The 13148-nt window shown below is 61.4% G+C and carries 10 protein-coding genes; 6 read left to right on the top strand and 4 right to left on the bottom strand.

The annotated features are described in order from the left end of the window. Positions 1-368: 368 nt before the first annotated feature. A complete protein-coding gene (locus DWX63_RS05455; protein ID WP_117655755.1) occupies positions 369-1772 on the top strand; it encodes an amidohydrolase family protein in 1404 nt (467 codons plus the stop codon). A gap of 133 nt (positions 1773-1905) precedes the next feature. Here the strand turns inward: DWX63_RS05455 and DWX63_RS05450 are convergent, their stop codons facing one another. The 4 genes from DWX63_RS05450 to DWX63_RS05435 form a co-directional block, all read right to left on the bottom strand. Continuing rightward, positions 1906-2379, bottom strand: a complete 474-nt coding sequence (locus tag DWX63_RS05450; protein ID WP_117655756.1) for a hypothetical protein — start codon at positions 2377-2379, stop codon at positions 1906-1908. A gap of 146 nt (positions 2380-2525) precedes the next feature. Continuing rightward, entirely contained in the window at positions 2526-2798 is a 273-nt protein-coding gene (locus DWX63_RS05445; RefSeq protein WP_055285698.1) for a metal-sensing transcriptional repressor, read from the bottom strand. Between the two features lie 48 nt (positions 2799-2846). Beyond that, positions 2847-3068, bottom strand: a complete 222-nt coding sequence (locus tag DWX63_RS05440; RefSeq protein ID WP_006235338.1) for a heavy-metal-associated domain-containing protein — start codon at positions 3066-3068, stop codon at positions 2847-2849. A 147-nt stretch (positions 3069-3215) separates the two neighbouring features. Next, positions 3216-5558 (bottom strand): cation-translocating P-type ATPase, encoded by a 2343-nt coding sequence (locus DWX63_RS05435; protein ID WP_117764949.1) that lies wholly within the window; start codon positions 5556-5558, stop codon positions 3216-3218. Between the two features lie 552 nt (positions 5559-6110). On the opposite strand from DWX63_RS05435, the gene DWX63_RS05430 reads away from it, so the two are divergent. The 5 genes from DWX63_RS05430 (at position 6111) to DWX63_RS05410 (ending at position 13148) form a co-directional block, all read left to right on the top strand. Continuing rightward, positions 6111-8381 carry a DEAD/DEAH box helicase gene (locus tag DWX63_RS05430; RefSeq protein WP_187364953.1) on the top strand — a complete coding sequence of 757 codons (2271 nt, stop codon included), beginning with the start codon at positions 6111-6113 and terminating at the stop codon, positions 8379-8381. 683 nt (positions 8382-9064) lie between these two features. Continuing rightward, positions 9065-9766, top strand: a complete 702-nt coding sequence (locus tag DWX63_RS05425) for a 4Fe-4S dicluster domain-containing protein (RefSeq protein WP_233514483.1) — start codon at positions 9065-9067, stop codon at positions 9764-9766. 280 nt (positions 9767-10046) lie between these two features. Continuing rightward, a complete protein-coding gene (locus tag DWX63_RS05420; RefSeq protein WP_158559620.1) occupies positions 10047-10559 on the top strand; it encodes a PTS glucose transporter subunit IIA in 513 nt (170 codons plus the stop codon). Positions 10560-10565: 6 nt separating this feature from the next. Beyond that, positions 10566-11432: a PRD domain-containing protein gene (locus tag DWX63_RS05415; RefSeq protein ID WP_370445873.1), complete on the top strand. Its 867-nt coding sequence runs from the start codon at positions 10566-10568 to the stop codon at positions 11430-11432. A 99-nt stretch (positions 11433-11531) separates the two neighbouring features. Beyond that, positions 11532-13148 carry a PTS transporter subunit EIIC gene (locus tag DWX63_RS05410; protein WP_117843054.1) on the top strand — a complete coding sequence of 539 codons (1617 nt, stop codon included), beginning with the start codon at positions 11532-11534 and terminating at the stop codon, positions 13146-13148.

Below are 13148 nucleotides of genomic sequence, written 5' to 3'. Positions count from 1 at the left end.
AACTGACGCGGATGTGGTTGTTCCTGCCGAGTTTGTCTCGATCTGTAACAACAAGGGGCCGTTTGGCCTCGCAACTGTTACAGATCGAGACAGAAGGTTGGCTGCCGCTAAAATATCTCGATCTGTAACATCTAGAGGCCGAAAACCTGTCTACTTGTTACAGATTGAGACAAAGGTTGGACGCGGTGCCGAAAGATCTCGATCTGTAACATCTGGCTGCTAAAACCCGGTCTACCTGTTACAGATCTAGACATTTCCCGGATGTCGCTGGGATGGGACTGCAATGCATTCCGTTCTCCGTGTCTCATCCTTTCTCCGTTAACCGATATGTCCGCAGCAACCCTGCCGCACTGGGTGATAATGGACAAATGTTCAAGTTGCTCGTGAGGGAGGAGCTCGATATGGCGTCTGCCGATCGTTCCACGTTGTTTATCAATGCGACCGTCCTGGATGGCTCGGAGCATATGGAGCCGCAACCCGATATGGCCGTGGCCGTTGAGCGCGGTGTCATCACGTGGGTGGGGCCGAGTGCTGTGGCGCAGGCGCCTGCAGGTGCCGAGGTCATCGACCTGGCCGGCGCGTACCTCATGCCCGGCCTCATCAATATGCATGTGCACCTGTGCGGCTCGGGCAAGCCTGTCTCGGCCGGCGATGCGGGCGCGCTGATGAAGAAGCTCGATAATCCCGTGGGGCGCGCCATCGTGCGCCATATTCTTAAGGGCAGCGCCCAGCAGCAGTTGGCAAGCGGCGTGACCACGGTGCGCGGTGCGGGTGACCCGCTGTTTGCCGATATTGCCGTGCGCAACGCTATCGACGCCGGCAAGTATCAGGGTCCGCGTCTGGTGGCGCCGGGAACGGGTGTCACGGTGCCGGGCGGTCACGGTGCGGGGCTGTTCGCGCAGGTCGCCGATACCCCCGATGAGGCGGCCGAACAAGTGCGTGACTTGTATGCGCGCGGTGCCGACGTCATCAAGCTGTTCGTGACGGGCGGCGTGTTCGACGCGACCGAAGTAGGTGAGCCGGGCGTGCTGCGCATGCCGGTCGAGGTTGCCGCGGCGGCGTGCAAGGCTGCGCACGAGGTGGGCCTGCCGGTTATGGCTCATGTCGAGAGCACCGAGGGCGTGAAGGCCGCGCTTGAGGCCGGCGTCGATACGATCGAGCACGGTGCCCCGATGACTCCCGAGATCTTGGAACTGTACCGCGGCGCCGCGGGCACGCAGCTTGAGGGGCGTGCGCCCAGCGTTACCTGCACTATCAGCCCCGCGCTGCCGTTTGTGCTGCTCGATCCGGAGAAGACCCATTCGACCGACACGCAAAAGAAGAACGGCGACATTGTGTGTTCGGGCATCATCGAGAGCGCCCGTGCCGCACTGGAAGCTGGCGTTAAGGTGGGCCTGGGCACGGACTCGAGCTGCCCGTTTGTGACGCAGTACGACATGTGGCGTGAGGTTGCCTTTTTTGCCAAGTACGTGGGCGTGAGCAACGCCTTTGCGCTGCATACGGCTACGCAGATCAATGCCGAGCTGCTGGGGCTGGGCGGCGAGACCGGTACGATCGAGTGCGGCAAGGCTGCCGATATCTTGGTAACGCGCAAGAACCCGCTCGATGATCTGTGCGCACTGCGTGAGCCGACGTACGTGATGTGCCGTGGTGATCTGGTGCGCAAACTCAAGGTGAAGCGTATTCCCGAGGTGGACGCCGAGCTCGACGCGATTATGGCCATGCCTGCCGAAGCGCTGGCTGAGGAGCTCGCCCGCGACGGTGTGGCGTAGATGTGACAAAGGGGCAGCTCCGTTGCCGCATGCAAAAAGCCGAGGTCTCAACACGAGGCCTCGGCTTTTTTATCGAACAAATACTTAAGATTTGGGACAAACAAACCTGATTAATTTGTCCCGCGTGCGGGCGCTAGGAGCGGGTTTCCATCTTGGCGTGGCACTTGGGGCAGGTGACGCGGATCTTGCCTTTGCCCTTGGGGACGGAGAGCATCTGGCCGCAGTTGGGGCACTTGAGGTATGCTGTGGTCTTGCGACCCTTCCACATCTTCTTGGCCGTGCGCTTGGCACGCTCAAAGTCTTCCTTGCTGGTACCGGCCGTGCGCGAGGCGTTGGCAGCCGCGGTGCCGCTACCCAAGCTCGCTACGAACTTGCCCAGGCCGGGGACGTTAGCGGTCGCGGCGACAAAGGCCGCGTTTTCCTTGCGACGTGCATCGATATTTTTGGACAGGCCGCGCAGCACGCCAATCACGATTACGGCGATGGCAATCCAGCTGAGCCACTGGATATGGGCTATCGATCCGATCATCGCGATGACGATGCCGACAAAGCCCATAACGATGGTGAGCTCATCGGCGCCATTGCGGCCCTTCATAAAGTCATTCATGCAAATTGCCTTTCGTTCGATATGCTGCACGCCTTTATACCCGATTTAGAGCAAGGGGGACAGGTCAATCTGCACCAAGGTGGTGCAAACATACCTGTCCCCGATGCACCAAGAAGGTGCAAAGCAGTCCGTCCCCAATGCCCCAATTACTTGGAGAGCTTGTCGACGACGCGTTCGATCTCGGCGAGCTTGGCGGCCTTGAGGTCTTCGTCGCCCGATTCGATTGCCGAAGTCACGCAGCCCTCGATATGCGCCTTGAGCACGTCGGCGTTGATGCGCGCAATGAGCGCCTGCGTTGCCATGAGCTGCGTGGAAATATCGACGCAGTAGCGGTCCTCATCGACCATCCGCAAGATGCCGTCGATCTGGCCGCGTGCCGTCTTGAGCATGCGGGTCACCGATTTGTGGTCTGCCATCATGGCGGGTCCTCGTTTCTGGTCGATGGGGTCGAATGCTTCTGGTAGCTGCTACGCGGCGGTCACGGACAGGGCGTGGAACTTCTCGCCGGCGCCCTCGACGGCGGCAGCGAGCTGCTCGGCGGTCACGGTGTCGGCGCACTCAACCTGGACGGTCTGGGTCTCGTGATCGGCGTCGGCGTCGGTCACGCCGGCAACGTTGAGCAACGCCGTCTCGACGGTGGCGTCGCAGTGGCCGCACATGAGGCCGGAAGTCTTGATTGTGTATCGCATCGGTATTCCTCTCTGTTGTGTCGGCTTTCCCAGGCACCCGACCTTGGCCTTCAAGCCGTCGCTCGCGTACCAAAGTACGCGTCGCTCCTCTTTCAGGTCAATCTCGGGCACCTGGAAAACCCGTTCTAAATGGACTTAAGGGTGAACCTATTTTGCCACTTTGGGCTTAAAGGTTCGCAGGCGCAGCGCATTGCTTACGACGCACACGCTCGACAGGCTCATGGCCGCAGCTCCAAACATCGGCGAGAGCTGCCATCCGGTGAGCGGGAAGAACACGCCCGCGGCGAGCGGAATGCCGATACCGTTGTAGAACAGTGCCCAGAACAGGTCCTGCTTGATGTTGCGGATCGTGGCGCGCGACAGCTCGATGGCGCGGGCGACGTCCATGAGGTCGCTGCGCATGAGCACCACGTCGGCGCCCTCCTTGGCGATGTCGGCGCCGGTGCCAATGGCAAGGCCCACGTCGGCGCGCGCCAGGGCGGGGGAGTCATTGATGCCGTCGCCCACCATGGCGACCTTGCCGCCCGCATCCTGCAGTTCGCGCACGTGGCGTTCCTTGTCGGCGGGGAGGACGTCGGCGATAACCTGTTCGCTGGTGAGTCCCACGCGGCGGGCGATGGCCTCGGCCGTCACGCGGTTGTCGCCGGTGAGCATGCGCACGTCGACGCCGAGCTTGCGGAGCGCGGCGATGGCCTCGGCGCTCGTTTCTTTGACCTCGTCAGCCACGGCAATGGTGCCGGCAAGCTCGCCGTTCTTGGCAAAGAACAGCGGCGTCTTGCCCTCGGCAGCGAACTTCTCGGCAAGACCGGCGGGCACCTCCGCGCCCAGCTCGTTCATCAGGCGCACGTTGCCGGCTGCGATGACATTCTGCCCCTCGCGTGCCGTAACGCCTCGCCCGGGCACGGCGGCAAAGTCCTCGACCATGCGCGCGACGATTCCGCGCGACTCGCACTCGGCCATAATCGCCTCGGCCAGCGGGTGCTCGCTCGAGCGCTCCAGCGCGGCGGCCAGCTTGAGCAGCGCCTTTTCGCTCATGGCGGGCGAGCCGTCGGCGCGTGCGGCAACCACGATATCGGTCACGGCCGGCTTGCCGCGGGTGACGGTGCCCGTCTTGTCGAGCACGACGGTGCCCACGCTGCGCAGGTTCTCTAGCGCCTCGGCGCTCTTAAACAGAATGCCCATTTCGGCGCCCTTGCCGGTGCCCACCATAATGGCGACGGGCGTGGCCAGACCCAGTGCGCACGGACAGCTGATCACCAGCACGGCCACGGCGGAGGTGAGCGCCTCGTTTATGCTGCCGGTCAGTGCCATCCACACCGCAAAGGTCACGGCCGAGATCACGAACACCACGGGCACGAACACGCCGGCGACCTTGTCGGCCATGCGGGCGATGGGCGCCTTGGTGGCGTTGGCGTCCTCGACGAGCTGGATGATCTTGGCGAGCGATGTCTCGGCACCCACCCGCGTGGCGCGGAAGGTAAACGAACCGGTGCGGTTGACGGTGGCGGCGTTGACGGTGTCGCCGGCGGTCTTTTCCACGGGGATGGACTCGCCGGTGAGCGCACTCTCGTCCACGGCCGAGCTGCCTTCGAGCACCACGCCATCGACGGGGATGGACTCTCCGGGGCGCACGCGCAGGACCTGGCCGGGAAGGATGCTGTCGACGTCGACGGTGGTTTCGGTACCGTCGTCGGCAACGACGGTCGCGGTCTTGGGCGCCAGGTCGATCAGCGCCTCGATGGCGCCGCCGGTTTTGGACTTGCTGCGCGTCTCGAGGTATTTGCCCACGGTGACGAGCGACAGGATCGTGCCCGCACTCTCAAAATACAGGTTGTCCATGCCCGTCATCATGGCCTCGTGCACCTGACCTGTGGCCAGCTGGTCGGCCATGATAAACATGGCATAGAGCGACCAAGCGATGGAGGCGGTGCCGCCGACGGCGATGAGAGCGTCCATGGTGGGCGCGCCGTGCACGAGTGATTTGAAGCCGTTGATAAAGTATGCGTCGTTGACGTAGACGATGGGGATGAGCAGGACAAGCTCGGTGAGGGCGAGCGTCATGCTGTGGATGTGGTCCGTGCAGATGCCGGGCAGTGGCCAACCGAGCATGTGCCCCATGCCTATGTAGAACAGCGGGATGAGGAAGGCGATCGAGACGATGAGGCGGGCGCGCATGGCAGAGGCGGCGGCCTCCAATTTTTTGGTGGGCGACTCCATGTGGGCGGCGCCGGACCTGACCTGCGTGTTGCCGCTTGAGCCGGCGGCACCGGTGCCCGCATCGACGGGTGAGGCCGAGTAGCCCGCACGGTCGACGGCGGTGCAGATATCGTCGGAGGTGACCTGCGCGGGGTCATAGTCGACCATCATGGAACCAGCGAGTAGGTTGACCGCGACGCTTTGGACGCCGTCGAGTTTGCTTACGGCGCGGTCCACGTGCGCCTGGCAGGCGGCGCATGTCATGCCGCCCACGTCGAACTTATCTTGAGCCATGGTTTCTCCTTTCCGTGGTTCGGTGTTGGAATTGTTAACCTGCCGATACTATACACCCATACCCCCAGGGGGTGTCCAGTGGAGGTGAGAATGTATGACATTTCGCTACAGATGCGGGTGGCTGCTCAATCGTTGGCAGCTCATGTCAAACATCTCGATCTGTAACATCTAGCGGGGAAAATGACCTCTAACTGTTTCAGATCGAGATTATGTTTTGCGATGTTTGAGTTCGTCTCAATCTGTAATGTGTAGACCCGGTTTTGTCTCGTAACTGTTACAGATTGAGACAATCGGCCCCGACCGCCCCGTCATCTGTGGTTTACGTGGGGGCATGCGAAGCACGGGTATACTAACCCGCGGCGAATCTGCTCCATCGCTTAGAGCTGCTGCGTCTGGACGGCGCGTGATAGGGCTGCCAAAGCGATCGCCAGCGTGCTGAGCAACGTCCTCTCTGTGCGCGCACCTGTTTTTGTATGTATTAGCGCACTACCAAGCACGCCCGCGCGGCCGCATGCCGTGCTCATTGCGCGTGCAGATAAGGAACAACAACATATGCGTAATTCTGTATCCGACGTCACGGACGCCGAGATTCTGGACGAGACCCGCGAGGCCATGACCCAGGCTGCCTTCGATGCTGCCGACGAGGCCAGCGCCGCCCAGGCCGTCGAGTCCGCTACCGAGAGCCTGCCCGCCTTTGACGAGCTGGGCCTTTCCGACGAGATGCTTCGTGCCATCGAGAACCTGGGCTACACGGCGCCGACGCCCGTGCAGGCCGGCTCAATCCCCGTGGTGCTCGAGGGCCGCGACCTGCTTGCTGCCGCTCAGACTGGCACCGGCAAGACGGCCGCTTTTTTGCTGCCGACCATGAACAATCTGGAGCACATCGCTCCTCCCAAACCCGTGCGCGAGCGCGGCGGCCGCAACCGCCGTCGCGGTGCTAAAAAGCCCGAGGGCAACGGCCGTGGCCCCGTGATGCTCGTCATCACCCCCACGCGCGAGCTCGCCCAGCAGATCGACGAGGTCGCGAGCAAGATCGCCGACGTCACGGGCCACGTTGCCGTGACCGTCGTGGGCGGCGTGAGCTACAAGCCGCAGACCGCGGCGCTCAAGTACGGCTGCGACATTCTGGTCGCCACGCCGGGCCGTCTGGTCGATCTGATCGAGCAGGGCGCTTGCCACCTGGACGAGGTCAAAGTGCTGGTACTCGACGAGGCCGACCGCATGCTCGACATGGGCTTTTTGCCCGCCGTCCGCCGCATTGTGCGCGAGACGCCGGCCGAGCGCCAGACGCTGCTGTTCTCGGCGACGCTCGACGAGGAGGCCGTGGGCGAGATCACCGACCTGGTGAGCGACCCGGCTCGCGTGGAGATCGCGCCCGCCACGTCGACCGCCGACACCGTTGACCAGCTTGTGTTCCCGGTGTCCATCGAGGCCAAGAACAACCTGCTGCCCGAGTTCCTCAAGAAGGAGGGTCCGGAGCGCACTATCGTCTTTATGCGCACCAAGCACCGCGCCGACAGCTGCTGCCGTCGTCTGGAGCGTAAGGGCATCAAGGCCGCCGCGATTCACGGCAACCGCAGCCAGGCCCAGCGCGAGCGTGCCCTTTCGGCCTTCCGCGACGGCACCGTCGACGTGCTGGTGGCAACCGACGTGCTCGCCCGCGGCATCGACATTAGCGACGTGCGCTACGTTGTGAATTTTGACGTGCCGGCCGAGCCGACTGACTATATCCACCGCATTGGCCGTACGGGCCGCGCCGGCGAGCTGGGCTGGGCCATCACGTTTGTGACCGAGCAGGACGTGGACGAGTTCTACGAGATCGAGAAGCTCATGGACAAGACCGCCGACATCTACGAGGCCGGCGACCTGCACGTGGGTCCCAACCCGCCCGCGGTTGATCCCGAGCGCGACCCTGCGGCCTTTAAGGCGAAGAAGAAGACCAAGCGCGGCAAGTCCAAGAGCAAGAAGAAGCTTGAGCAGGCGCGTCGCGACGGCAAGCGCAACGGCGACGATTACGGCGATGTTGCCGGTCGTTCCAACCGCGGTCGCGACGAGCGCCGCGGCGACGGCGAGCGTCCGAGCCGTCCCAAGCGCGGCGGCAAGACCCGCGTGCGCGAGGGCGTTCAGGCTCGCGTAGACGAGGCTGTTGAGAGCGTGGCCCGCGAGGTAGCTGCCGAGGAGCGCGGCGGTGCCGCTGCCGTCGAGCAGGCCCCGCGCGGTAACCGTGCCGAGCGTCGTGCCAAGCAGTTCCAGGGCGAGGCGCATCGCCGCCGTCGCGAGGATGGGGATCGCGGTGGCCGTCGTCGTGTCGAGCGCGAGGACGAGGGCCGCGGTTCGCGCGGTGGCAAGCGCGGTTCGGGTGACCGTCGTCGCTCCGGTCGCGATGGCGAGCGCGGCGGGCGCGATGAGCGCCGTGGCGGCGAAGGCCGTGGCTCGCGTGACGAGCGTGGTACCCGCGGCGGCGAGTCCCGCGGCGGCAAGCGCTTTGACGAGCGCGGAGGCCGCGAGGGCGGCCGCGGTGGCGAGCGTCGCGAGGGCGCTCGTGGCAACGGTGGTCGCAGCCTCGCCGGTCGTTCGAATGAGTCGCGTGATCGTCGCGATCCGCGTGCCAGCCGCGATCGTCGCGATGACTGGCGCAACTACGACGACACCCGCGAGGAGCGCCGTGGCGGCTATCGCGGCGGGCGCGGCGGCAACCAGGCCGGCTCCCGCGGCGGTCGTGCCGGCGGTCGCGATAACCGTAGCAGCTATGGTAACAATCGTGGCGGCAAGCGCGGCGGCAGCTCCCGTCGTCCCGGCGACGGCGGCGGCAAGCGCAAGTAAGATGCGCATCGCGCGCTAGCGTGAGACAAGCTAAGGGCCCGAGCAAACAACGCTCGGGCCCTTTTGTTTGCCGTGTCCATCGCTAATTCAAACGTGATTTTCTCGGGAATGCATCTGGGGGATGCTGAGGACCTATTTTCCGCCATGCAGCAATGGGTCCTATGGGGTGCGCCGTGCATTTTTTGGAGTATTCTGCAGTTCGAGTTGTCTGCATATGATTCGACGTCGCCAACGGTGGCCTTCGGATATCCCTAGCGAGCGTTCCGAGTCAGATTTCGCCGTTTTCCGGAGCAGGGGCGCGTCATTCTCGCCATGTCGGGACTTAGAACGATACGGCGCCCTACAGTTTTGCCCACCCGCGGCGGTGCTGGCGCGGTCACGTTGCAGAATACTCCGTTTTTTGCACGGGCCAGGATGGGGTACCTCAGGAGAACGCGGCGATATCCCGTAAATATATACAATCTGTACCGTAATTTATGCAAAACGAAGAGGCAGACAGCGTAGGGTGGGTGCATTGGGGTGCCTGGCGCACCGAAACGGGGAGCTCCCCCCATGCGCCGTATACTCTGTCTGAATGTGAAAACGGCTTGACGCGTTGCCAGGCGTAGGGAGAGGGTGCCTCGATGAGCGTATTCGAAATTGTGTTTAGTCCGACGGGTGGAACGCGGAAGGTGTCTGGCCTTGTGGCCGGGGCGCTGGACAATAATACCGTTACCGTCGATCTGACCGATAGCGGGCTAGATCTCAGCGCTGTCTCGATGACTGAGGACGACGTGGCCGTAATCTCTGTGCCGGCGTATGCCGGTAGAATTCCGGCTGTGGTGGCTGACCGGTTGGGCATGGTGCGCGGCAACGGGGCTCGGGCTGTTTTGGTTTGTGTATACGGAAACCGCGCGTTTGAGGACACGCTCGTAGAGCTGGAGGACGTTGCGAAGCGCGCCGGATTTAGGGTGGTTGCAGCTGTTTCTGCTATTGCTGAGCATTCCGTTGCTCGTCAGTTTGCTGCTGGGCGACCGGATGCGCAGGATGCGGCGCAGCTCGCAGAGTTTGCGCAGCAAATTCAGCAAAAGCTGTTGGCTGAGGATGCGTCCGAGCCCTCTATCCCCGGCAATCGTCCTTATAAACAAGCTGGAGGTCGCCGTATGGCACCCGAGGCAACAGAGGAATGCGTCTCCTGCAGTGCATGCGCCGCGGCGTGTCCCGTTTGTGCTATCGACAAGGGCGACCCCAAGCGAGCAGCTGACGAGGCGTGCATCTCCTGCATGCGCTGCATCGCCGTATGCCCGCGAGGCGCTCGCAAGCTTGATCCCAACAAGCTATCCGCTGTTTCCCAGATGCTGAGCAAGGCTTGCGTCGTGCGGAAGGAATGCGAGCTCTTCATCTAACGCATGCGAAATTGCTGCAAGGAGTGCCCCTGGGTGCCGGCGGGAAAGGAACGTCCCTAAGTGCCGCCTAAATACCGTTTATCGAAGAAAAAATACCGCTCACCGTTCATAATGATTGTTCTGGCTTTGGGCTTGTCTAAAATAGCTCCCGTAAAAAGAAATGCGGAAGGTTACCGAGTCCCTCGGACGTGGGCCTAACCAAAGTCTTTGAACGGGTGTGTCTCTATGGATGCATTCGCTTGATTTTGGTTGGGCTATATTTATGAAGGGACATGCCACCATGGGTTTCTTTTCTCGCCTGATGGGCGGTTCGGATGAGCAGAAGACTGCAGCTTCCGAGTTCGAAATCCTCGCTCCCGTTTCCGGCGAGCTTGTTCATCTAGAAAATACCAATGACCCCGCTTTTAGCAGCCGTGCCGTGGGCGATGGCGTTGCCGTGGTTCCCCAAGAGGGAACGGTGTGCGCTCCTGTTTCCGGCACCGTCGCGGCGTTGTTTCCGACTGAGCACGCGCTGGGCATCATGTCCGACGACAGCTCTGCTCAGGTGATGCTGCATATCGGAATCGACACTGTTAAACTTGAGGGCAAGGGCTTCCATGCGCTTGTTGCTCAGGGTGACCATGTCGATGCGGGCCAGCCCCTCGTCGAGGTCGATTTCGAGGCGGTTCGCGCCGCTGGCTTCGACCCCACGGTCTTCGTTATCGTGTGCGAGCGCTCGGAGAACTCGACTCTTCGTGAGCATGCTTCCGGCCCTGTTGCTGTTAAAGAGCCTGTCGTCTGGCTTTCCGAGTAAATTCTTGTGGTGGGTACCGTGGTTATCAAGCGAGTTTTCAACAATAACGTCGCAATGGTCACTTCGGACGATGGCTCCGAGCTCATCGTCATCGGCCGAGGCCTCTGCTTTGGCCGCCATGCCGGCGACGCTATCGACGAGGCGTCGGTCGAAAAGACCTATGCGCTGCAGGAGGGAACTTCTCAGGATTCGCGTACGATTGACCGCTTGGCACATCTTTTGGAGTCCATCCCCACCGTCAACCTCGTGATTTCCGAGGACATTGTTCAGATGCTCCGTCGAGAGCTCAATGTTGATATCAACGACAAGATTCTCATTGCTCTCGCAGACCATATCAGCCTTGCCCTCGATCGTGAGCGCAAGGGCGTTCGCTGCGAGAACCCGCTGCTGCTCGAGATCCAGCAGTTCTATCGCAAGGAGTACGCGCTTGCGGGCCGTGCGCTGCAGATTATCAAGGAGTATATGGGCATCCAGATGAGCGAAGAAGAGCAGGGTTTTATTACGCTGCATATCGTCAACGCCACCATGCCGCAGCGCTCTGACCGTCTGATTGTTTCGGTCCAGCTTGTTCGCGACGTGCTCGCGATTGTTTCCGAGCACTATGCCACGACCCTTGACGTCACCTCGTTGCCGTACGAACGTTTCGTTCGCCATTTGCAGTTTTTTGCGCAGCGAGCGCTCGATCCCGCGGCGGGGCAGGTCAATGGCGACGCGCTGTTCCGTATCGATGAAACGGCGTATCCGAGGGCGTTCTCGTGCGCGGAGTCAATTGCCGACCACTTGGCGTCTACCTATAACGTTGTCGTTACCGATGCCGAGAAGAGTTATCTCGCATATCACATTGTTAACCTGCTTGGAGAACCTGGTCTCTAGGCATAACGTGCCCACACATCGATTGATATAAGGCAAGGCTCACGGTCTTGTCTAGGGCACACCTATCTCAATTTGCGGAAAAGGAAGGGGAGTACCGCTATGACCGCAAAAAAGAAGTTCAATTTCAAAGCGCCGTTGGAGGTGTTCGCGAAGTCGATCGTTCAGCCGATGATGTATCTCTCGGTTGCCGGCATCCTGCTCATCGTGGGCATCATTCTGACCAACAAGACCATCTGCGCCGTGGTCCCCGTGCTGGGCTCCGGCCCGTTCCAGCTTGTGGGCGCCGTTGTCTATCAGTCGCTGATGTTTATCATCAACAACCTCTCGATTTTGTTCTGCGTGGGCATCGCCGGCGCCATGGCAAAGAAGAACAAGGGCCATGCTTCGCTGATTGCCCTGATGTCGTTCTTCCTGTTCCTGCAGGCCAATAACATCGTGCTCAACGCCACCGGCTCTCTTGCCGAAGCGAGCGGCATGCTCGGTCTTACCGGAACCGGCCAGAGCACCGTTATGGGCATTCAGGTGCTCGATACCGGCGTGTTTGGCGGCATCATTCTTGGTTGCATCACCGGTGCCGTGTTCAACAAGTACTCGAACAAGCAGTTCCCCATTGCCCTTTCGATGTTCTCGGGCGTTCGCTTCCCGTTCCTGATCATGATCATCATCTCCTGGATCATGGGCGCTGGCTTCTGCATCGTTTGGCCTCCGGTTCAGGGTGCCATCTCCTCCGTTGCCGGTATCATTAAGGAGTCGGGCAACATCGGTCTGTTCATCTACGGCATGCTCAACAAGCTGCTCGTTCCCACCGGTCTGCACCACCTCATCTACACCCCGTTCCAGTTCTCCGATGTGGGCGGCACCCTGACGCTGGGTGATCAGGTTATCGCCGGCGCCTATCCCATCCGTGTCGCCGAGATGGCGATGACGGGCCAGCCCTTCTCCGATAGCACCTACTTCAACAGCTACACCTTCAACAACCTGTGGCCCTACATTGGTATCGGTCTCGCCTTTATCTTCACCGCTTACAAGGGGAACAAGGATAAGACCAAGGCCGTTATCATCCCGCTGATCATCACCGCCGTGCTCTCCTGCGTGACCGAGCCCATGGACTTCCTCTTTGTCTTTGCCGCTCCCGTGCTCTTTGTCGTTCACTCGGTTCTTTCCGGCATCTTGCTGGTCCTGCTCAAGGTCCTCTCCGTGCCCGCTTCGACTGCAGGCGGCATCATCAACATCGTGGTTTCCAACCTGGTCCTCGGTGTCGACAAGACCAACTGGCCGGTTATGCTGGTGCTTGGAGTCGTCAACGCCGCGCTGTACTTCTTCCTCTTCACCTTCCTCATTAAGAAGCTCAACCTCCACACGCCTGGTCGCGAGGAGGAGTCCGAGCTCGCCGAGTCCGTTGCCGAGGGCGAGGCCGCCGCGTCTGTCGCGGTGAAGCAGGGCGCTGTTGCCGCAGCTCCCGCAGAGGGCGTCGATGCAGGTATTGCCGACCTGGTCGCAGGTCTTGGTGGCAAGGACAACATCGAGGAGCTCGAGAACTGCTTTACGCGTCTCCGCGTGAACGTTAAGAACCCGGACCTCATCAATGAGGACCTCATCAACCACGTGCCCAACAGCGGTATCAACCGCAACGGCAACAATATCCAGATCATCTTTGGCATGAAGGTCGCCGAGATGCGCGACAAGGTCGAAAACGCAATTGAGAAGGAGCAGTAA

This window comes from Collinsella sp. AF20-14LB (assembly GCF_003459505.1).
In the GTDB taxonomy this organism is placed as follows: domain Bacteria; phylum Actinomycetota; class Coriobacteriia; order Coriobacteriales; family Coriobacteriaceae; genus Collinsella.
Note: the sequence above shows the minus strand (reverse complement) of the source record. Positions and strands in the feature narration are given on the sequence as shown.

Coding starts and splice junctions, on each gene's coding strand:
- DWX63_RS05420 (WP_158559620.1), top strand. CDS start 10,047: ATGGGTTTCTTTTCTCGCCTGATGGGCGGTTCGGATGAGCAGAAGACT.
- DWX63_RS05410 (WP_117843054.1), top strand. CDS start 11,532: ATGACCGCAAAAAAGAAGTTCAATTTCAAAGCGCCGTTGGAGGTGTTC.
- DWX63_RS05435 (WP_117764949.1), bottom strand. CDS start 5,558: ATGGCTCAAGATAAGTTCGACGTGGGCGGCATGACATGCGCCGCCTGC.
- DWX63_RS05430 (WP_187364953.1), top strand. CDS start 6,111: ATGCGTAATTCTGTATCCGACGTCACGGACGCCGAGATTCTGGACGAG.
- DWX63_RS05450 (WP_117655756.1), bottom strand. CDS start 2,379: ATGAATGACTTTATGAAGGGCCGCAATGGCGCCGATGAGCTCACCATC.
- DWX63_RS05445 (WP_055285698.1), bottom strand. CDS start 2,798: ATGATGGCAGACCACAAATCGGTGACCCGCATGCTCAAGACGGCACGC.
- DWX63_RS05440 (WP_006235338.1), bottom strand. CDS start 3,068: ATGCGATACACAATCAAGACTTCCGGCCTCATGTGCGGCCACTGCGAC.
- DWX63_RS05455 (WP_117655755.1), top strand. CDS start 369: ATGTTCAAGTTGCTCGTGAGGGAGGAGCTCGATATGGCGTCTGCCGAT.